19 protein-coding genes and 1 pseudogene are annotated in these 19,102 nt (G+C 71.3%); 14 read left to right on the forward strand and 6 right to left on the reverse strand.

Annotation, left to right across the window (positions count from 1 at the left end):
- The 6 genes and pseudogenes from ACZ6ZI_RS20335 to ACZ6ZI_RS20360 form a co-directional block, all read left to right on the forward strand.
- Positions 1–1,461 carry an MATE family efflux transporter gene (locus ACZ6ZI_RS20335; protein ID WP_469522653.1) on the forward strand — a complete coding sequence of 487 codons (1,461 nt, stop codon included), beginning with the start codon at positions 1–3 and terminating at the stop codon, positions 1,459–1,461.
- The gene (hisC, locus tag ACZ6ZI_RS20340) at positions 1,458–2,600 is read left to right on the forward strand and encodes a histidinol-phosphate transaminase (RefSeq protein ID WP_469522656.1); all 1,143 of its coding nucleotides are present in this window, start codon (positions 1,458–1,460) and stop codon (positions 2,598–2,600) included. Before ACZ6ZI_RS20335 ends, hisC begins: the two co-directional genes overlap by 4 nt.
- Entirely contained in the window at positions 2,597–3,580 is a 984-nt protein-coding gene (locus ACZ6ZI_RS20345; protein WP_469522658.1) for a PLP-dependent cysteine synthase family protein, read from the forward strand. The genes hisC and ACZ6ZI_RS20345 overlap by 4 nt, the downstream gene beginning before the upstream one ends.
- Positions 3,581–3,756: 176 nt before the next feature.
- Positions 3,757–4,758, forward strand: a complete 1,002-nt coding sequence (locus ACZ6ZI_RS20350; RefSeq protein ID WP_469522661.1) for an ABC transporter substrate-binding protein — start codon at positions 3,757–3,759, stop codon at positions 4,756–4,758.
- 99 nt (positions 4,759–4,857) lie between these two features.
- A complete protein-coding gene (locus tag ACZ6ZI_RS20355; RefSeq protein WP_469523437.1) occupies positions 4,858–5,862 on the forward strand; it encodes a FecCD family ABC transporter permease in 1,005 nt (334 codons plus the stop codon).
- A pseudogene (locus tag ACZ6ZI_RS20360) lies at positions 5,862–6,644 on the forward strand (ABC transporter ATP-binding protein); the annotation flags it as partial. The gene ACZ6ZI_RS20355 and the pseudogene ACZ6ZI_RS20360, both read left to right, overlap by 1 nt.
- 54 nt (positions 6,645–6,698) lie before the next feature.
- On the opposite strand, the gene ACZ6ZI_RS20365 reads toward ACZ6ZI_RS20360, so the two are convergent.
- Positions 6,699–7,946, reverse strand: coding sequence for an MFS transporter (locus ACZ6ZI_RS20365; RefSeq protein WP_469522663.1), 1,248 nt, complete (start codon positions 7,944–7,946; stop codon positions 6,699–6,701).
- 67 nt (positions 7,947–8,013) lie between these two features.
- On the opposite strand from ACZ6ZI_RS20365, the gene ACZ6ZI_RS20370 reads away from it, so the two are divergent.
- A complete protein-coding gene (locus ACZ6ZI_RS20370) occupies positions 8,014–8,406 on the forward strand; it encodes a MerR family transcriptional regulator (protein ID WP_469522666.1) in 393 nt (130 codons plus the stop codon).
- A 206-nt stretch (positions 8,407–8,612) separates the two neighbouring features.
- On the opposite strand, the gene ACZ6ZI_RS20375 is transcribed toward ACZ6ZI_RS20370, so the two are convergent.
- Together ACZ6ZI_RS20375 and ACZ6ZI_RS20380 are read right to left on the reverse strand one after the other, a co-directional pair.
- Positions 8,613–9,200: a hypothetical protein gene (locus ACZ6ZI_RS20375; RefSeq protein ID WP_469522669.1), complete on the reverse strand. Its 588-nt coding sequence runs from the start codon at positions 9,198–9,200 to the stop codon at positions 8,613–8,615.
- Positions 9,201–9,378: 178 nt separating this feature from the next.
- A complete protein-coding gene (locus ACZ6ZI_RS20380) occupies positions 9,379–9,537 on the reverse strand; it encodes a hypothetical protein (protein ID WP_469522672.1) in 159 nt (52 codons plus the stop codon).
- A 544-nt stretch (positions 9,538–10,081) separates the two neighbouring features.
- On the opposite strand from ACZ6ZI_RS20380, the gene ACZ6ZI_RS20385 reads away from it, so the two are divergent.
- Both ACZ6ZI_RS20385 and ACZ6ZI_RS20390 read left to right on the forward strand, forming a co-directional pair.
- Positions 10,082–10,381: a hypothetical protein gene (locus ACZ6ZI_RS20385; protein WP_469522675.1), complete on the forward strand. Its 300-nt coding sequence runs from the start codon at positions 10,082–10,084 to the stop codon at positions 10,379–10,381.
- A gap of 201 nt (positions 10,382–10,582) precedes the next feature.
- The gene (locus tag ACZ6ZI_RS20390) at positions 10,583–11,197 is read left to right on the forward strand and encodes a hypothetical protein (RefSeq protein WP_469522679.1); all 615 of its coding nucleotides are present in this window, start codon (positions 10,583–10,585) and stop codon (positions 11,195–11,197) included.
- A gap of 36 nt (positions 11,198–11,233) precedes the next feature.
- Here ACZ6ZI_RS20390 and ACZ6ZI_RS20395 read toward each other — a convergent pair whose 3' ends face one another.
- The gene (locus ACZ6ZI_RS20395) at positions 11,234–12,349 is read right to left on the reverse strand and encodes an FAD-dependent monooxygenase (RefSeq protein ID WP_469522681.1); all 1,116 of its coding nucleotides are present in this window, start codon (positions 12,347–12,349) and stop codon (positions 11,234–11,236) included.
- A gap of 167 nt (positions 12,350–12,516) precedes the next feature.
- On the opposite strand from ACZ6ZI_RS20395, the gene ACZ6ZI_RS20400 reads away from it, so the two are divergent.
- Entirely contained in the window at positions 12,517–13,548 is a 1,032-nt protein-coding gene (locus ACZ6ZI_RS20400) for a GntR family transcriptional regulator (protein WP_469522683.1), read from the forward strand.
- A gap of 101 nt (positions 13,549–13,649) precedes the next feature.
- Here ACZ6ZI_RS20400 and ACZ6ZI_RS20405 read toward each other — a convergent pair whose 3' ends face one another.
- Positions 13,650–15,515 (reverse strand): hypothetical protein, encoded by a 1,866-nt coding sequence (locus ACZ6ZI_RS20405; RefSeq protein WP_469522686.1) that lies wholly within the window; start codon positions 15,513–15,515, stop codon positions 13,650–13,652.
- A 317-nt stretch (positions 15,516–15,832) separates the two neighbouring features.
- On the opposite strand from ACZ6ZI_RS20405, the gene ACZ6ZI_RS20410 reads away from it, so the two are divergent.
- Together ACZ6ZI_RS20410 and ACZ6ZI_RS20415 are read left to right on the forward strand one after the other, a co-directional pair.
- Complete coding sequence (locus tag ACZ6ZI_RS20410) at positions 15,833–16,039, forward strand: hypothetical protein (protein ID WP_469522689.1); 207 nt, start codon at positions 15,833–15,835, stop codon at positions 16,037–16,039.
- Positions 16,040–16,246: 207 nt separating this feature from the next.
- Positions 16,247–16,612 (forward strand): hypothetical protein, encoded by a 366-nt coding sequence (locus ACZ6ZI_RS20415; protein WP_469522691.1) that lies wholly within the window; start codon positions 16,247–16,249, stop codon positions 16,610–16,612.
- 286 nt (positions 16,613–16,898) lie between these two features.
- Here ACZ6ZI_RS20415 and ACZ6ZI_RS20420 read toward each other — a convergent pair whose 3' ends face one another.
- Complete coding sequence (locus ACZ6ZI_RS20420) at positions 16,899–17,285, reverse strand: hypothetical protein (RefSeq protein WP_469522694.1); 387 nt, start codon at positions 17,283–17,285, stop codon at positions 16,899–16,901.
- A 999-nt stretch (positions 17,286–18,284) separates the two neighbouring features.
- On the opposite strand from ACZ6ZI_RS20420, the gene ACZ6ZI_RS20425 reads away from it, so the two are divergent.
- Positions 18,285–18,782 carry a protein NO VEIN domain-containing protein gene (locus ACZ6ZI_RS20425; RefSeq protein ID WP_469522696.1) on the forward strand — a complete coding sequence of 166 codons (498 nt, stop codon included), beginning with the start codon at positions 18,285–18,287 and terminating at the stop codon, positions 18,780–18,782.
- 32 nt (positions 18,783–18,814) lie between these two features.
- Positions 18,815–19,081: a hypothetical protein gene (locus ACZ6ZI_RS20430; RefSeq protein ID WP_469522698.1), complete on the forward strand. Its 267-nt coding sequence runs from the start codon at positions 18,815–18,817 to the stop codon at positions 19,079–19,081.
- The last annotated feature ends 21 nt before the right edge of the window (positions 19,082–19,102 follow it).

Raw genomic sequence — 19,102 nt, forward strand, 5'->3', positions numbered from 1 at the left:
ATGACCGAAGCGACCCGCGCCGCGGGGCCCGGCGCCGGGGGGACCCGCGCGGCGGGCACCGGCGGCGCGGGCACCGGCGGCGCCCGATGGTGGGTCGAGAACTCGCGGGTGCTCCTCTCGCTCGCGCTCCCACTGATCCTGACCAACTTCGCCTACGTCGCCCTGACCACCGTCGACATCCTGATGCTGGGCAGGCTCGGCACGGTCGAGATAGCCGCCGCCGGACTGGCCATCGCCCTGTTCAACCAGTTGCGCACCACCGGAACGGGCCTGGTCACCGGCCTCGGCAACCTGGTCGCCGAGGCGCGCGTACGGGAGGATCGCCCGCGCGTCGCCGCGCTGCTGTTCGCCGGGTTCTTCTGGGCCACCGTGTGCGGCGTGGTGTTCTGCGCCGCGCTCCTGATGATCGGCCCCCTCCTGGTCCTGCTGGGCCAGGACCCGACCGTGGTCGACGAAGCGGGCCGGTTCCTGATGGTCCTGGCGCCGGGCATGCTGCCCTGCCTGTGGTTCCAGACGCTGCGGCACTTCACCACCGGACTCAAGCGACCCGGGCCGCTGCTGGCCATCACCCTGGTGTCGGTCGCGCTGACCGTCGGGCTGAACCACGCCCTGATCCACGGCGAGTTCGGCCTGCCGGCGTTCGGGTTCGTCGGCGTCGCCATCGCCACCGTGACGGTCTTCCTCCTCTCCTTCCTCGCCTTCCTCGCGGTGATCCTGCGGGACGACGTGCTGCGCCCGTACCTCACCTCGCCCCGGACGCGACGCTGGAACGGTGACGCGGTCCGGTCCGTCTGGCGCCTGGGGCTGCCGATCGCGGGAACCTACGCCTCCGAGGCGGGGTTCTTCAGCGTGCTCACCCTGGTCATCGGCTCCCTGGGGGCGCAGGCCCTGGCCGCGCAGACGGTGCTGAACCAGATCGTCTACATCGTCTTCATGATCTCCGCGGGGCTCTCCCACGCGGCGTCCGTCCACATCAGCGAGGCCGACGGCCGCGCCGACCACGCGACCGCCCGCAAGATGGGCGTCCTCGCCACCGCCTGGGGCGTGATCGCGACGCTGGTCGTCGCTGTCGTCTACCTGGTGATCCCGGACCGGATCGTGTCCCTGTTCCTCGCGGCCGAGCACGTCGGCAACGCGGACGTCATCGCCCTGACGGTGACCGGACTGCTGATCGCCGCCCTCATGCAGGTGTTCGACGCCGTGCAGAACATCGGCAACGGCATCCTGAGGGGCATCGGCGACACCGCCGGCCCCTTCCGGATCTCCTTGGTCGGGTACTGGCTGATCGGACTGCCCGCGGGCTACCTGCTGGGCGTGAGCGCCGGCCTGGGTGTCGAGGGCGTCTGGATCGGCCAGACCGTCGGCCTCGCGGCCACCGCCGCCCTCCTGCTGTTCGCCTTCCTGCGCCGCGTCGACCGGCTGCACCGCACCGCACCCTCCCCGAGATCGGAGCCCTCGTGAACCCCGTCCTCGCGTCGACGACCTCGGCGCCCCTGATACGTCCCGAGGTGGCGGCCCTGCCGCGCTACGATCCCGGCGCCGACACGGACGAGGTGGCGGCCCTCAGCGGCTCCCGTCGCGTCATCAAGCTGTCCAACAGCGAGACCCCGTACGCCGTCTCCCCCGCGGTCGCCGCAGCCGTACGCCTCGCGGCGGAAGCCGGCTTCGCCCGCTACCCCGATCCCTCCGGCAAGCGCCTGACCGAGGCCATCGGCACGTCGTTGGACGTTCCCGCCGGGCGCGTCGTGCTGGGCAACGGCTCGGAGAACCTGCTGGAGCTGCTGTGTCAGGCCGTACTCGGCCCCGGCGACCTGGTCGTCACCCAGGCCCCCGGGTTCAGCCTGCACGAGATCTTCCCGCGGGTCATGGGGGCCCGGGTCACGAAGGTCCCGGTCACCGCCGGGTTCGGATGCGACGTCACCGCCTGGCGTGACGCGCTGGCCGCCGGGCCCAAGCTCGTCTTCCTCGCCAACCCCTGCAACCCCACCGGCGCCGTGCTCACGGGCGAAGAGCTCGCGGCCGTGGTGGCCGACGTCCCGAAGTCGGCCCTGCTGGTACTCGACGAGGCGTACGGCGAGTTCGCCCGCCCCGACCCCGCCTATCCCGACGGGTTGGAGGCCCTGCGCGGCCTGGACCGGCCGTGGATCGTCCTGCGCACCTTCTCCAAGGCCTACGGTCTGGCCGGACTCCGCGTGGGATACGGCATCGCCTCCGACGCCGACCTCGTCCAGGCACTGGACCGGGTCCGTACCCCGTACAACGTCAACCGGCCGGCCCAGGACGCCGCCCTCGCCGCCCTCGGCGACCACGCGCACCTGGCCGACACGGTACGCCGCACCCGTCTGGAGATCGCCAGGGTCACCGAGCGGCTGCGCGGCGCGGGGCTGCGGGTGGTGCCGTCCTCGACCAACTTCCTGTTCATCGACACCGGCCTCCCCTCCGACCGGGTCGCCCGGGACCTGCACCGCGCCGCGATCATCGTCAAGGCGTGGCGCGAGCCGGGATACGAAACCTACATCCGAGCCTCCCTGTCGACCCCCGAGGACAACGACGTCTTCGTGCGGTGCCTGACGGAGATCCGCGCGAAGGGCAACCAGTGATCACGAGCAAAGTGTCGGACCTCATCGGGCGCACGCCCCTGCTCGAACTGTCGGTCGCGGAGGGTTCGGCGACCGTCCTGCTGAAGCTGGAGCAGTTCAACCCCACCGGAACCGCCAAGATCCGGATGGCCAGGAACATGGTGGACGAGGCGGAGGCGGCCGGCCTGCTCACCCCCGGCGGCCGGCTGGTCGAGTCCACCTCCGGCAACACCGGCCTCGGTCTGGCGCTGATAGCGGCCGAACGCGGCTACAAGTTCACCGCCGTGGTGGACAACCACTCCAGCCCGGACAAGCTCCGCGCCATGCGCGCCTACGGCGCCGACATCCTCAATGTCGCCGGCGACGCCGACGGCCTGGCCACCGCCGAACGCGACACCGTGGCGGAGCGGCTCGCGGCAGAGCACGGCGCCTACTGGACCGCGCAACACCGCAACCAGGGCAACCCCAACGGCTACCGGCCCCTCGCCCGCGAACTCCACGACGAACTCGGCGACGAGATCGACTACCTGTACGGAGCCGTGGGCACCGGCGGCTCCCTCTGCGGCACCGGGCGCGTCCTGCGCGAGCGCATCCCCGACCTGAAGATCATCGGCGTGGAGCCGGTGGGATCCGTCGTCTTCGGCGGAGCGGGCGCGCCCTACCACCAGTCCGGCACCGGCACGCCCGAGGGCTCCGAGATCGGCGCGGTCGTCGACTACGAACTCTTCGACGAGGGGGTCAAGGCCGGCGACGCGGAGGCCTTCGAGACCTGCCGCTACCTGGCCCGGAACTTCGGCATCCTGATAGGCGGTTCGGCGGGCGGCGTGGTCTACAAGGCGTTGGAGCGGGCCCGCGGGGCCGGGCCCCGGACCACCATCGTGGTGCTGGTCTGCGACGGCGGAGACAAGTACCTGGACACCGTGTTCAACGACGACTGGATGGCCGCCCACGGCCTGCACGACGAGCGGGTCGTCCACCGGCTCGCCGCCATGCTGCGCTGAGACCCCCGCGTCGCGCGGTGCGCGCGGCGCCGCGTCGAACCCACACCGACGCACCGAACTGCGCTACTGGCGTGGGGAGTTCGCGTCACCCGTCCCCTTCTGCCACCTCGTTCGAAAGTGATACTCTCCAGACAATGAAAACGAAAACGATTACCATAACGCTTACGGCTCTGACGGTGCTCGCGGCGGCGGGTTGCGGGGCCGGCGGCTCCTCGGACGCCGAGGGGAAGGCCCAGGACGCGACGAAGGACACGGCCAAGACGGCGAGCGCGACCGCCTACCCCTTCACGCTCAAGAACTGCGGCACCGACGTGACGTACAAGGCGGCGCCCAAGAAGGTCGTCACGCTGAACCAGAGCGCCGCCGAGATCCTCATCCACCTGGGTGTGGGCGACCGCATCGTCGGTTCGGGCTACGAGGTCGAGAAGACACCGGACGCGATCGCCGAGCAGTACAAGCGGATTCCCCTCCTGTCCGCTCGTGGACAGGAGATCAAGCACGAACGACTCCTGGAAGCGCAGCCGGACTTCGTCTACGGCTCCTTCGCGAGCATGTTCACCGCCGAACAGTCCGGTGACCGCAGGCAACTGCACGACCTGGGCGTGCCGACCTACCTGACCGAGTTCGACTGCACGTTCCACGAGAGCGTGGCCGGCGCCGACTTCGACATGCTGTACGAGGAGTACCGCCGGCTGGGCAGGATCATGGGCGTGCCCGCCGCCGGGGACAAGCTGGCCGCCGAACAGAAGTCCGTGGTGGACAAGGCGCTGAGCACCGTCAAGAAGCGCGACACCCCGCTGAAGGTCATGTGGTTCTACTCCACCTACGAGGGCACGCCGTGGGCGGCCGGCCCCGGCGGCCTGCCGCAGCACATCTCGGAACTCGTCGGAGTCGAGAACGTCTTCGCCGACGCGAAGACCAAGTGGGCCGAAGTCAGCTGGGACCAGGTCGCCGCCCGCAACCCCGACGTCATCATCCTGGCCGACCTGACCCGGGGCGAACCCAACGACACCGCCAAGGAGAAGATCGACCTCCTCAAGAAGGACCCCCTCACCAGCAAGCTCGCCGCCGTGAAGGGCGACCGGTTCATCTCCATCCCCGGCTCGCACATGGACCCCGGCCACGGCAGCGCCTCCGCCGTCCCCGCGCTGGTCGACGGCCTCAACAGGCTCGGGTGACCCGCCCACACCATGACCACCACACACAAGACCGCGGAGCCCAAGGGAGCGCCGACCGCCGGTCGTGAGAGGGCTCCGGCGCGCCGGCCCGCCCCGGCGATGGCCCTCCTCCTCCTGGCCGGGGCCGCGCTGCTGGTGTCGATCGTCGCCGCGTCGCTCTTCGGCAGCGCCGACATCCGCCCCCTGGACGTCGTCTCCACGATCCTGCGCCACGCGGGACTGGAGGACCTCGCACCCACCCCGCCCCTGCCGGGCCTGCTCGACGCCCTCGTCTGGGAATCCCGATTCCCGCGCGTGTTGCTGGCCGCCGTCGTCGGCATGGCCCTCGCGGTCTCCGGCACGGTCCTTCAGGCGGTGACGAGGAACCCCCTGGCCGACCCCTACCTGCTGGGGGTTTCCTCGGGCGCCTCCACCGGCGCCGTCGCCGTGCTCCTGCTGGGCATCGGGGGAAGCGTCTCGCTGTCCACCGGGGCGTTCGTCGGCGGCCTGGTCTCCTTCGGCCTGCTGCTGCTCCTGCTCGGCGGGGGACGCGTCGCGAGCGCGTCCCGCGTGGTGCTCACCGGCGTACTCGTGTCCCAGTTCTTCGCCGCCGTCACCTCGGTCATCCTCATGGTCAGCGGCGACGCGAACTCCACCCGCGGCTTCACCTACTGGCTGCTCGGCACCCTGGGCGGCGCCCGATGGGAGGGCGTGACCCTCACCGTCGTCATCATCCTGGCGGGTGTGATCGCCGTCCAGTTCTTCGCACCCGCCCTGGACGCCTTCACCTTCGGCTGGGACTCCGCCTCCGCCCTGGGAATCAACGTCACCGCGGCCCGCGTCTGGCTGATGGTCCTGACCTCCGTCATCACGGCGGCCGCGGTGGCGGCCTCGGGGGCGATCGGCTTCATCGGCCTGCTCGTCCCCCACGCCGTCCGCATCGTCACGGGGAGCATGCACCGCCTGCTGCTCCCGATGTCCGCGATCGTCGGCGCCGTCTTCCTCATCTGGGTCGACGTCTTCGCCCGGACCGCGTTCTCACCCCACGAACTACCCGCCGGCGTCATCACGGCGCTCCTCGGCGCGCCCGCCTTCGCGCTGGTGCTCAAGCGTCTGGAGTCCTGATGGGCCGCATCACCACCACCCGACTCTCCTGGTCGGTCAAGGGCCACCGCCTGCTGGACGACATCGACATGGCGGCACCCGACGGGGGGATCGTCGGTCTCCTCGGCCCCAACGGATCGGGCAAGTCGACGCTGCTGCGCCTGCTCGCCGGCCTGCGCCGCCCCGAGGCCGGAACCGTCAGCTACGACGACACCAGCCTGGACGACCTCGGCCGCCGCGTACTGGCCCGCCGGCTCGCCGTCGTCGAACAGGACGTCTCCGCCCACCACCACGTCAGCGTCCGCCAGGTCGTCGAACTCGGACGCACACCGTTCCGCGGCCGTTTCGACGGCCTGACCGAGCACGATCGACGGATCGTCGACGCCGCGCTCGAACGGACCGACCTCACCGAGAAGCAGGGCCGCAGCTGGCACACCCTCTCCGGAGGGGAGAGGCAGCGCACCCAGCTCGCCCGCGCCCTCGCCCAGGAGCCCCGCGAGATCCTGCTCGACGAACCGACCAACCACCTCGACATCCGGCACCAACTGGAACTCCTCGAACTGCTCACGTCGCTGGACGTCACCTGTGTCGTCGCCCTGCACGACCTCAACCTCGCCGCCCGATACTGCGACCACATCGTCGTCCTGGACCACGGACAGGTCGCGGCGGCCGGCAGCCCCGAGAAGGTGCTGACCCCACACCTGATCGAGGCGGTCTACGGCGTCAACGCGCTCGTCGACCGCGAACCAACCACCGGAACCACCCGCATCACCTACCTGACCTCGGCCGGCCACCGCGCGACCACCGGCGGGTCAACGCCCCCCAAGGGCGTCCCCCGCCCGTTCCGGCAGGACGCGTCAGGACGGCCGCAGCCGTCGACGACCTCCGTAAAGCCTCAGGACGACGATGCTGACGGGGACCATGAGGCTCATGACCACACCGCAGCCGACGAGGACGGCCGGGGCACCCGTCCGATCCAGGAGGAAACCCCCGAGCGCGGCTCCGAGCGGTGAGGCGGTCAGGAGCACGGCGCCGCGCGCGGCCAGAACCGTGGTGAGCGAGTCGGCGGGTGCGCGCTCCTGGATCAGGGTGAAGGAGAGCGCGGAGTACGGGCCGTAGACGAGTCCCGCGAAGGCGAACCCGAGGAGTGAGGGGAGGGCGCTGTCCGTGAGGGCGAAGGGGAGCATGCCGATGCCGTGGCCCGCGATGATGCCGAGCATGGCCGGCCACAAGGGAAGGCGTCTGGCCGCGCCCAGCGCGAGGGCGCCGACGACGGCTCCGATACCGAAGGCGGCCCAATAGACGCCGAGCAGCCCCGCGCCGGCGCCGAGGTTGCCGGAGACGAACAAGGGCAGAGCGACTTCGACGGGGCCGAAGGCGAGGTTGAACACCCAGGTCACGAGGAGCAGGCCGAGCAGTTCCGGCTGACGGCGCAGAACGCGCAGCCCGCCGCCGTGCCCCGGCGGTAGACGGGGCACCGATGACGGGGGTGGGCCGACGCGGCAGGCCTGGAGGGCGAGAACGGCGAAGGTGGCGGCGTCCAGGCCGATGATCCATGCCGGGGAGACCACCCCCACGAGGAACCCCGCGAGAGCGGGGCCCACGATGGTCGCGCTCCACACGCTCGTGCTGAGCACGCTGTTGGCCGCCAAGCGCTGGTCGTCGGAGAGGAGCGGGGCGAAGAACGCGTGTTTGCCGGCCTTGCCCCAGGCGTGCAGCAACGAGGAGGCGCCCAGGAGCCCGACGTACACGGCGGGGGTGAGCACCCCCGCCATGTGCGCGAGCGGAACGGCCCCCAGCAGGACGGCCCGCAGCGCCGAGTCGGTGACCAGGAGTCGCCGCGCGGGAAGCCGGCGCATCCATCTGCCCAGCATCAGCGCCCCCAGTGCGCCGGGCAGGACGTAGGCGGCGACGGCGAGCCCGGCCAGCGTGCCTTGGCCACCGTCCGGCCCCAGCGCGAACGCGAGCCACGCGACCGCGACGACGGACATGCCGTCGCCCAGGTCGGACAGCGCGAAGACCGGCATCAGCCTCCGAAAAGCGCGGTCGGCGAACAGCGAGCGGTAGGGGCCGGGGGTCGAACGTCCCCGTGCTGATGAGAACATGCGGGTCACAGTGGTTCTTCAAGCGCGCTTGAAGTCAAGCCCGGACCTGGGGCGAAGGAGGCCGGGCATGCGGTACCTGCCCATCGGCGAGCTCGCGGAGAAGGTCGGCGTGCGCGCTTCGGCGCTGCGCTACTGGGAGGAACGCGGGCTGCTGCCCGGAGCGCGTCGCGAAGGGGGACGCAGGGTGTGGCCCGCGACCACTCTCCGCCGCGTCGCCCTGATCAGGATGGCGCAGCGAGCAGGGTTCACACTGGCCGAGATCACCCAACTGCTGGCCGAGGGAACGACTCCGTCCGCCACCCGCCAGTGGCGGGACATGGCCACGCGCAAGCTGCCCGAACTCGATCGGCACATCGCCCAGGCCCAGGCGCTGCGGCAGGCGGTTGCGGACTGTCTGGAGTGCGGCTGCATGAAATTCGATCAGTGCGTCCTGCTCGATACGACCGACGCGGCGCCCTGACCGCGACTCCGAGTGGACCGGGAGTCAGGCGGCGATCGGAGCTTCATGTTCGGCGTCCTCCGCCGGCGTCCGTGTCCGGGGCAGGGCGAGGGAGGTGAGGGCCGATCCGATCAGGCTCAGCACCGCGCGCCATCGCCGCGGCCCCGGCCGACGTCACGCGCCGGGCCCTGGCTTCACCGTCCTGACGGGGCGTACGGGGGGTCTCGTCACCAGCCGAGCACCGGCTCACCCAGGACCTCGCCGCCGATGCGGGCGGCCAGGTCCTGGGCCCGGGAGAGGCAGCCCCATTTGCCCACGTGGACGAAGACGGTGTGGTCGTGGGTCGGAGAGTCGAAATCGGGATGGTCGCCGTGGAACACGACCTGGACCCCGTCGTACTTCGGATGCGCGTACTGGCCCGCCTCCGGATGATCCGGCCACGAGCCGTACCAGTCGATGGCGGCCATGCCCCGGCCCAGTGCCGCCACGAATTGATCCTCCACACCCAGCGGAGCCTTCAGTCCCAGCATCTCCAGGGGCAGGTGCGGCTCCAGAGTGCGGTCGTCCATCGTCGTCACGTCGAGGTCGAACCAGAGGTCCTCGCCCGCCGAGCCGGTCCGCCTCCCCATGTAATCGAAGGTCGCCCCGGGCAGGATCGCCGCCATCCGCCGGACGTCCTCCACCGTCAACAGCTCCGTGAAGAGAGCGATTTGGTCATCACGCTCCCACAGCAGCGCGCACAGTTCCCTGGCCTTGGCGTATGCGATGGCGGCGTCGTCGGTACGGAAGACGGGATACGCCTGTGAGTTGCCCATGGCCGAACCGTCACACGCACCGAGCACCCCGTGCCACCGAATTTCCCCTGGTCGGATCAGGTCAGGCCAGGTCAGGTCAGCCCGCAGCGACCGGCGCCAATCGCGCGAGCCCGTCCACCGGATGAGGCCGGATCAAGGCCAAGCCGGAGCACCTTCTCGTAGCGTGCGTCGGCAAGGTTCACGGACCCGTATTGCCCTCGAACGCGCCCAGGCTGATCAGGCATATCCGGTCGTCCCAGGCATCCCACCGCACCTGCTTCTGCGCGCCCCAGTAGTAGGTGTCGTAACCCATGAGGTCGCCGTACACCTCGTCTGTGCTCGGGCCTGCGAGTGCCACCCTCGGGCGGGAACGCCCGTCAGCGGCCTATCGCCCGAGGGAACTCCCTGGTGGGAGACGTTCGAGAGCCTGATGGAGCGGACGGCGGGCCGAATCGCTCGCGTCGAACGATCGCGGAGTGGGCCGGGGACGCGACCCCGCACGGCATGCGGCATCCGGTACGCCGGCACCGCCGAGGTCACCGGACGGACGAGGATCCGCGAACCGGCCTCCCCACCGAGTGCGCACGACGGACGGGAACGGGAACGGCCGCGTACCCTCCACGGGCAAGGTTGTTCGCGACACCCCGCTGCCGTTCTGGCAGGTGACGAGCGGACGCGTCGCCCCTCGCCTCCCGGCGGCGCGGCGCCCCTCCCGGCAGGAATGATCACAAGCTGACACCAATGTGGTCATGCTCCGGGCGCGAGGCGGACAGGCGTCAGGCTCGGCGGATACGGTGCGAAGAACGCGCCAACAGCCGGCGCGCGGTGTGCCGGGAAGTCTGGTCGGCGTCCCGGGGGCAGTGTGCCCTCTTGCCGCTGACACCCGACAGGAGCCGATACCGATGATCTGGCAGTGGATCGGACTGACGGTCTTCTCGCTCACCCTGCTGCCCGCCGGCCTGGCCATGGCTGCCGGCAGGGCACCCGCTCGTCTGCGTGGCCGGCTGACGCCGGTGCGCGCACACGGCTGGGCGCTGTTGGGCCTGTACGCCGTGGCGCCCCTGAACGCGATCCCGCGCCTGACCGCGGCGTCCCCGGAGGTGAGCCTCGCGTTGACCGCCGCCGGGGGCGTCGTCGCGGTCACCGGCTGCCTGGTGGCCGGCGTGGCCCGCCTCGCCGTGGTCAAGAGCGGCGTGCGATGACGTCGCCGGCGCCCGCCGGTGAAGTCGCGGCCCGGTCCGTCAGCGGCTGGTGCGCGGTCCTCCACGGCCCCGCCTCGGTCACCCTGTGGTCGCCTTCGGTCTCCCCCGCACGGGTGAGCGCCGCTCAACCCGGGGGCGGACGCTGAGAACCGCCCCGCACGCGAAGATCGACAACGTCGGATTCCGTCGGGGAGGGCGCACATGACCACGCTTGTCAGGGCCACAGCGGCAGCAACCACAGCAGAGGTGCCGGTCGGTGCTCCGGCCGGACGCGGGCGGGTGGAGCCCGTTCCGCGCTGGGCGGTCCGGGTCGCGCATGCCATCCCGTTGTGCGTCCTGCCGTCCGGGTTGTGGCGTGTCGCGCTGGTGCTGGGCCTGGCCGGCTACGACGCGGACTACCGGTGGGCGGTGTGGGAACGCCCGTACGTGATCGGGCTGTCCGTGGTCTCCGAAGGACTCGCGCTCCTCGCTCTCGGGCTGGTGCGGCCGTGGGGCGAGGTCGTCCCTCGTTGGGTGCCGAAGCTGGGCGGCAGACGGATCCCGATCCCGGCGGTGGTCGTCCCGGCCGCCCTCGGGGCAGCGCTGATCATGATGCTCTGCGCGTACGGCGTGCTGAACCAGATCTTCGGCTTCGTCGCACCGTTGAACGAGAGCGGCGACGGGTTCCCGACCAGCGGCCCGGCCGCCTGGGCCCTGTGGACGACGTACGCCCCGCTCCTCGCGTGGGGCCCCCTCCTGGCCATCCTCACCGTCGCGTACCACCGACGCCGCCGAACCGGCGACGCACCGACCGCCGTCCGGCCCGAAGCCGGATAGCCGGTCTTCGGGAGATCGTACGTTCGGGGCAGGGGATCAGCCGTCCAGCGAGAGGGCGTTCTTGGCGTGCGCGAGGGATGCCTCGGAGGCGGGACCGCCCGGGTTCTCGGTGGCCAGGGCCTGGTTGAGGGTGACGAAGGGGCGCATCCGCCGCTCGTAGCGCGCGTACGCGGCGCGGTGGTCGCCGGCGTCCCGGGCCAGGCAGTCGGCCAGGACGTGGGCGCCCACGAGGGCCAGGCTGGTGCCCTGCCCCGAAAGCGGGGAGGGGCACCAGCCGGCGTCGCCGAGCAGGGTCACCCGGCCCCGCGACCACTGGTCCATGCGGATCTGGGCCATGGCGTCGCAGTAGAAGTCCGGCGCCTCGCGGGCGGCCTCGGCCAGGCGGGCCCCTTCCCACCGCAGCGACGCGAGCCTGTCGACGACGAGCTGCCGCAGCGCGCCGCCGTCGCGGAGGTCGTGGGGGAGCGGGGCGGACTCGAAGCCGAAGGCGACCCTGAGTTCGGTGTTGCCGCGTACGGGCATGATGCCGAAACCGGCGTCGCCGTCCCGCAGCCACATCTGCCAGTCGTCCAGGGCGAGGAAGTTGTCCGCGCCGAACACCGAGAGGTAGCTGCCCAGGTGGTGGGAGTACCGCTCCTCCGGGCCGAAGGCCAGGCGCCGTACGGTGGAGTGGAGGCCGTCGGCCCCGACCACGAGGTCGAAGGTGCGGGCCGGCCCGTGCGCGAAGTCGACGCGCACCCCGCTCTCGTCCTCTTGCTCGTGCAGTGCGGTGACGCTGTCGCCGAAGAGGTACTCGACGTCGGTACGCGTGTGCTCGTGGACCATCCGTACGAGGTCCTCGCGGAGCACCTCGATGTCCTCGCCGTCGAGCCGGCCGCTGCTGAAGGTCGCCTCGGTGGAGCGGTCGACCTCGTGGCCGTCGGCGTCGAGGATCGACATGCCGCGCATGCGGGTCCGTACGCGGCTCACCCGCTCCAACAGGCCCATCCGCGCCACGACTTCGAGCGCGACCCCGCGGATGTCCACGGCCTGGCCGCCCGGGCGCGGGCCCGGAGCGCGTTCGACGACGGTGGGCGCGAAGCCGCGGCGGCGCAGCCAGTAGGCGAGGACGGGCCCGGCGATGCCGCCGCCGGAGACGAGTACGGTGCGCATGAGAAGCTCCTCCAGTGCTCTGTACGGTGTAAGCGATCTGAACGTACGCCGTACACGCAGCCCTTTCAACTGGTCGGATGCGCTGGCTGTACTAGGGCAGGCGCCTGCCCGATCGGCATTGCCGCTGCTACGCTCTGCACTAGTACAGGAGAGGAAGGCGGCAGGACGTGACGAAGACCACGGGCACAGCCGGCGATCCGCCCTACCTGCGCATCGTCGCCGCGATCCGGCGGCGCATCGCGGACGGTGAACTCGCCCCCGGGGACCGGGTCCCCTCGACCCGTCAGATCGCCCGGGAATGGGGCGTCGCGCTCGCCACCGCCACCAAGGCCCTGACCACCCTGCGCCTGGAGGGACTCGTCGAGGCCCGGCCCCGGATCGGCACCGTCGTCGCCGGAACCGCCACAGGGATCCCCGCGACCCCCGTCACCCCCGCCGCGCCGGCCCGCAGGCGCCCGTCGCCCTCCCCGGCTCCCTCCCCGTCGCCCTCCCCGGCTCCCGAGCAGGAGCTGAGCCTCGACCGGATCGTCCGTACCGCCATCGAGATCGCCGACGCCGAAGGGCTACCGGCGCTGTCCATGCGCGGCGTCGCGGCACGGCTCGGGGTCTCGGCGATGTCGACGTACCGGTACGTCCCGAGCAAGGAGGACCTCGTCCTGCACATGGCCGACGCCGCTTTCGGCGAGGAGTCCTACCGCGCGGACGCCCCCGAGGACTGGCGTACCCGGGTCGAGCTGGGCGCCCGGACCCTGTGGAGCCTGTACCGCAGGCACCCGTGGCTGGCCCAACTCGGCTCCCTCACGCGCCCGCTGCTCGTGCCCAATCTGATGGTCCACGGCGAGTGGATGCTGGGCGCCCTCGACGGCCACGGCCTCGAACCCACGACCCTGTTCGACATCCACGTACTGATCTACAGCCATGTCCAGGGCCTGGCGGTGCACCTGGAGAGGGAAGCGCACGCCGAGGCCGCCACGGGCCAGTCGGAGGACCAGTGGATGGACAGCCGCGCCCCCGCCCTCCGGGAACTGGCGCAATCCGGCCGCTTCCCGACTTTCGGCAGGGTCGTCGGATCCTTCGAGGACGGCAACGGCTACGACCTGCGTCTCGACGCGCTCTTCGCCCTCGGCCTCAAGGCACTGCTCGACGGCCTGACCCCCATCGTCGAAGGTCGGGAAGCCGCGCCGGCCGTGGACGTGTGAAAGGGTGCGCCGAGGACCGGACCCACGGCCCACGGGCCCTCGGCCCTCGGCCCTCGCCAGGCGCCGGGGCCAGAGGCCGTTCCGGGACCCCCTTCCAGCGCTCACCGGGTGGCGACGTAGGCGTCGGCGTTCGCGAGGGCCGCTTCGGTGGCTCCTGCGGTGAGGGCCTCGTGGATCAGTTTCCAGGGGGCCTCGGGTTCCTGCCGCGCGAGTTGCCGCAGGAGTTCCGAGGCCAGCGTGGTGGCCCCGCCGCGGATCATGGAGGGGATCCGGGAACGGAAGTGCGCGAGGCCCTGGGCCAGCATGTGCGTGGCGAGGAGGGTCCCGTGGGGCGGGTCGTCCACGGCCACCTGCTCCAGGAGGAGGAGGGGGAAGTCCTCCTGCCGGGCCATGCGGGTGATCAACGCGGCGGCAGTCGAAGGCTCTTGGTCGAGCATGCGCCCGAGCGTCCGGGCCGTCACCCGTGTGGCATCGCCCCGGGTCGATGAGGTCTCCATCAGGTACAGCAGGTCGGCCGCGCCGCGGGTGTTGATGCGGAGGAAGTGGAGCAGGACCCTGGCGGCGACCGCGCTGTCGGCACGGGCGACGTTCAGGAACGACTTGCTGATCAGGCGTTCCGGGGTGGCGTCGCCGAGCAGGCTCCACTCCACGGCCACGGCGTTGAGGACGCGGGCGGTTTGCTGGTGGTCGCCGGCCGCCATGTGGTGCAGGACCGGGTATGGGTGGGGCAGCCCCACCAGCAGGTCGGCCGGCTCCTTGGCGCCCTCGCTGTCCCGCGCGGTGGCGAGCAGGAACTCGGCGGCGACCGGCGCCGGCGCTCGCGCCAGCAGCGCCTCGGTGGCCCCGAAACCGATGGTCAGCCGGTTCGCGGAGGTCGAACCGCGCAGGACGGCGAGCGCCTGGGAACGGGATACGGCCCCCAGGACGTCCGTGGCCAGCGCCCTGTCGTCCTGGTCGAGCCGACGGAGGGCGAGGGCGGCGAGCTCGCCGTGGCCCCGCAGGACGAGGGCCCCGAGGACGGCCGCCAAGGTGCGCGCGTCCTCGGCGTCGCCCTGACGCAGGTCCAGGATCCTTCGGGCGGCGTCGGAGAGGTCGACGCCTTCGTGCCCGAGACCCAGACCGGCCAGGTAGTCGGGCCGCGGGCTCTCCTCCCTCGGAGGGGGCGTCGCCCGGATGAGGAGGTCCGCGGCGGCCCGGGCCACGTCACCGCGGCGGATCAGCAGCGCCAGACGCCTGCCCTCGAAGGCCGCCGGGTCGAGGTCCCCGATGCTCACCGCGGGCACGGCAGCCTCGTACGCCTCCACCTCGTCCGGCGCGTCGGGCGGCAGATGACGCCGCACGGCGGCGGCCACGTCCTCCGCACAGCCCTCCAGGGCTTCCAGCCAGGTCTCGGCCCGGCCGCGGTGCCCCTGGGCCAGCACCTCTTCGATGACGGCGGCCGCCGCACCCGGGCTGCGGCTTCCGATCTCCCTCAACACCTCCCCGACACCCGACGCGTCGTCGAGGCCGACGTCGACCAGCCGCTCCGCCACCAGTTCGTAGCGGCCTTCCATGACGAGCCCGAGCAGCGGCACCAGGAAACCGGGACCGGCCAGGGGCTCCGGAGCCGGCGGGGGCGCCTGTGCGGCAGGGCGCGCGGCGGGTCGGCTCGTCTGGGCCCTCTCCCAGAGCCCGCGAACCTCCCGGAGCCATCCGTGCGGATCGTGGCCGCCCGCCTCCTGGACGAAGTACGTCACGACCGCTTCGGCCACATGCCAGTCAGGGCCCGCCTCGCGGTGCAGCTGACGGTCGAGGGCCTGCTTGGTCATGCCCCGTGCTTCGGCCGCCGCGGTCAGGGCGACGTCACACTCGACGGCGATCTGCTTGACGCGCGCGACGAGTTCCTTGACCTCGGGTGTTCCTTTCCTCAGCAACACCGGGTCGGCGACCGGCTTCCGACCGGGCCGACTCCTCGGGGTCGAAGTCATCGAATGTCCTCCCGGCCTCGCGCGCCCGTGTGGCTACGGACAATCCTGGCCCCTGCCGACCGCTCGCGTGATGACATTCGGCAAAGTCGCAAAAGTGCAGGTCAAGGCATTGTCCGGCTGGGCGGACATTCCTTCGACACCCTAGAACTGAGGGCATCCACCAAGCCCGCCGGACAGGCTCCACCCCCTGCGTCCAGCGGGCCCCGGTCCTCACAACGGAGGGAATCCATGCTCGACCGAACGCCGCCCGCCGGCAACGGATGGACGCGCCACACGAACGGCCCGACCCGCCACAACCGCCTCCGGGGAGGTGCCGCATGAGCGCGTACGCCCTCCTGTTCCTGCTCCTCGCCCTCACGGTCCTTCTGGTGCTGTGCGCCGTGATCGGCGTCCTCGGCTACAGCACGGCCCGGTTGGGAGGCGCATCGGTGAACGCCGCCTTCAACCAGGGCGCCCTGGTCTTCTTCTGCGCCCTGACCCTGGGCATCGCCCTGGTCGGCATCCTCTTGCCCCACTTCATCTAGCCGGGGCCGCGACCGGCGCCGGGACGTCATCGACGCGACGCGCAGACATGATCCGTACCGGTTCGAACGGCTGTCGACGAAACGGGACAGAACCGGGACGTTCCTGTCGACGGAGCGGCTTGCTCCGCACGGGGTCCCCGGGAGAAGGTTCTTCCGAACCAAGATCAACTTCGGTGCCCGCAAGCACCGCAACTCAGGGGGAAGACCATGCAGATCCGCAGGAAGCTCGCCACCGCCGCAGTGACGCTCGCCGTGGCCGGAGCCGGCCTCGTCGCCGGGACGGGGTCGGCGTTCGCCGGGGCCAACGGCCAGCAGATCCAGATCGACGACGCGTCCGGCCGGGCCCAGTCCGTCTACATCAAGGGCTCCAACCAGAACGGCAGCACCGTCGGCAAGTGCTTCAACATCACGCGGGACTCGTCCACGAAGCTGGGCGGCTGGTGGTGGAAGAACAACGTCGAGGTGACCGCCTACACCTACAACAACTGCGGCGGAGGCCGTTTCTACACCCGTACTGCCTGGATCAACACCACCCAGAGCTGGGGTGACTTCCAGGTCGTCAGCGTGCACTGACCCACCCCGCACCGCGCCGGCCGGGAGCGCATCCGCCCCCGGCCGGCGTGCCTTCGTGCCGCCGTGCGCTGCCGGCCTCTCGGTCCGGTGTCGGGCCCACCGGGGTCGTCAGCCCCGGTGGGTGGGGATGCCGTTGTCGATCAAGTCCCGGCCGGCGCGGACGAACAGGGGGAAGCCGAGCAGGTCCAGGGCGTCGCGGACGTTTGGACTGCCTCTACGTCGACCAACACCCCGCCATCATCCACGTTCAAGGCGAGGCTGGTGTAGGCCGCGTGGCAGCCGAGGTTCAGCGTTCGTCCGTGGCCGGCCGGCGGCGAAGGTGGCTCCAGTCGCCCAGGCGCGTGACGAGGAACTGCTGTGCGAGGGAGCGTATGTCGTTCCACGCCGGGTCGGTGGTCAAGGCCTCATGCCAGAGGCCGCCGCGGCCGGCGGCGTCGATTTCCCCCAGGCGACGGTTGACCGCCCGCAGGTGATGCCAGCCCTCGGGCTCGGGGACTTCGGCTTCCCCGACCCGGATGCACGCGCGGCAGAGGAGTTCCACTTCCTCGATGAGCTCCACCGTATCCACCTCGCGCTCGCCCAGCCAGGCGATTTGGTCGTGGACGTCGGTAGCGAGGAGGACCATGCGGGACAGCGTCCCGTGGTACTCGGCGGAGATGTCGAGGCGGTTCACACACAGATGATCGCACTCCTCCTTGCCTTGGGGACCGGCCCCGCAGAACAGGGCCCGCCGGCCATGGCCCATCGGGGAGCGGCGTCGCTGCGCGGGCCGCCTTCGCGGAGCGCGTGCGGGCGCGTCCAGCCTTCTACGTCGGCATCGGACGGACCCGCCCGGAGCCGCCCGCCGAAGTGCGCCGCCCCGCGACCACGGTACGCATGGAGCGGATCAGCGGCGCGGCCACGCCCGCCCCTACCGCCGCCGGATGCACCGCCGGCTCACAGGGCGGCCCGTGCCCGGGCAGTGGCGAACCGCCGCAGGCCGATCAGCAGCCGTTCGGAAGACGGCGCCGCGGCTCCGGGAGCCGTTCGCAGGCGTTCGACCTGCCGCATCCGGTCCTGGACTCAGGGGCCCCCTCCTGGGAGAGCTGCCGGGTTCCTTGAACGCGGAACCCATCCCCGCGGATGCGGGGAGCAGAACATCCTCAGCGACGAGCCGTGCCTCAAGCAGGGACCATCCCCGCGGGTGCGGGGAGCAGGAGGATGCAGTGGCGGCCGGTGGTGTCCCGCAGGGACCATCCCCGCGGGTGCGGGGAGCGGGCTTTCTGAGCTGGGAGTCTACGAGGACAGGAAGCTCTGGTAGACCACTTTCGCCGAATCGGGCAATAGGATATATATCGCTTTCCGTCTGTGCTGACTGGCAATCAGCGCATATGACGCACAGGCCCTTACGCTCCAGCGCGTTCCTCCGAATCCTGAACGCCCTGAGAGGATCGGGCGCATGGGCAAGCGCCGTCGACCCGGCACCCGAGCCGGCGCTTCCGCGTCGCCCTGCGGATCGACGGTGACGGCCTCTCGCCGAGCACGGCGAAAGGCGCCGGGCGCGATGGAAGTTGAGCGGCGTAGCCCGCCGGATCGGGGTGGCGTCGGCCGTCACGCCACCTGCTGATGCCACCGCTTTGGGTGGCTCCCCCTACCGTCGCGACACCGGACCGGAGACAGGGAAGGCACCACCATGAACACGACCGAGCGGATCGCCCTCGACCTGGCGATCCGTTACGAGCGGTCGCAGGGACGCCAGGTGACCTACGTGGGCGAAGGGGCGCCGCCCGGGTTCCTGCCGGCCGTGATGGCCTGGGCGCGAGCGCGCCACACCGACGTACCCGGCCGGCCCGGGTGTGACCTCGTGTCGCAGGACGACGCCGGCGACTTCGAGCGCCTGATCGAGGTCAAGGGCCGCGGGAAGGCGACGAGCGTGTCGATCGTGGACCGGCAGCGGGATGCCATGAACGCGCTCGGGCCGGACTGGTGGTTGTACGTGGCCGTCGACTGCGCGACCGAACCCAGGCTCGTGGTCGTCCGCGAGCCGCACCGGCTGCCGTGGGAACTGCGTACGCCGGCCGTCGAACTGCCGGCCGGCCGGTATCGGCGGGTTGGCCAGGAAGCCGTCTGGGACGTCTCCCCGTCGGCGATCCTCGAAGCGGGCCTCGTCGTTGAGGTCCCGGCGCCCTGACGGCTGCCACACTGGCCCGGAAGGAGGGTGCCGTGGACATCGCACTCGAGAAGTGGGACCGGCCCGACGGCCACTGGACGCGGGAGATGTCCGCGATGGTGGACGAATGCCGGGCGGGCCGGCGGACCACCATTGCCTGCCCGGCCTGCGATGCGCCGACGACGGGCCTGTCGATCGACACCATCCACCCGGAGGTGCACGTTCCCGGCCGGGACGTGGTCCGGTACTCCGCGTCGGGTCGGCTGATCACGCTGGACCCGTGCGGACACGTACTCAAGTCGACCCGCCATCGGCCGTAGGCGGACGGACGGAGCCGACGA

Source organism: Streptomyces sp. NPDC103540 (assembly GCF_055584445.1).

Excerpts from the sequence above, each read along its gene's own strand:
- ACZ6ZI_RS20335 (WP_469522653.1), top strand. The coding sequence starts at position 1 with ATGACCGAAGCGACCCGCGCCGCGGGGCCCGGCGCCGGGGGGACCCGC.
- ACZ6ZI_RS20355 (WP_469523437.1), top strand. The coding sequence starts at position 4,858 with ATGGCCCTCCTCCTCCTGGCCGGGGCCGCGCTGCTGGTGTCGATCGTC.
- ACZ6ZI_RS20365 (WP_469522663.1), bottom strand. The coding sequence starts at position 7,946 with ATGTTCTCATCAGCACGGGGACGTTCGACCCCCGGCCCCTACCGCTCG.
- ACZ6ZI_RS20370 (WP_469522666.1), top strand. The coding sequence starts at position 8,014 with ATGCGGTACCTGCCCATCGGCGAGCTCGCGGAGAAGGTCGGCGTGCGC.
- ACZ6ZI_RS20375 (WP_469522669.1), bottom strand. The coding sequence starts at position 9,200 with ATGGGCAACTCACAGGCGTATCCCGTCTTCCGTACCGACGACGCCGCC.
- ACZ6ZI_RS20385 (WP_469522675.1), top strand. The coding sequence starts at position 10,082 with ATGATCTGGCAGTGGATCGGACTGACGGTCTTCTCGCTCACCCTGCTG.
- ACZ6ZI_RS20390 (WP_469522679.1), top strand. The coding sequence starts at position 10,583 with ATGACCACGCTTGTCAGGGCCACAGCGGCAGCAACCACAGCAGAGGTG.
- ACZ6ZI_RS20395 (WP_469522681.1), bottom strand. The coding sequence starts at position 12,349 with ATGCGCACCGTACTCGTCTCCGGCGGCGGCATCGCCGGGCCCGTCCTC.
- ACZ6ZI_RS20405 (WP_469522686.1), bottom strand. The coding sequence starts at position 15,515 with ATGACTTCGACCCCGAGGAGTCGGCCCGGTCGGAAGCCGGTCGCCGAC.
- ACZ6ZI_RS20410 (WP_469522689.1), top strand. The coding sequence starts at position 15,833 with ATGAGCGCGTACGCCCTCCTGTTCCTGCTCCTCGCCCTCACGGTCCTT.
- ACZ6ZI_RS20415 (WP_469522691.1), top strand. The coding sequence starts at position 16,247 with ATGCAGATCCGCAGGAAGCTCGCCACCGCCGCAGTGACGCTCGCCGTG.
- ACZ6ZI_RS20425 (WP_469522696.1), top strand. The coding sequence starts at position 18,285 with ATGAACACGACCGAGCGGATCGCCCTCGACCTGGCGATCCGTTACGAG.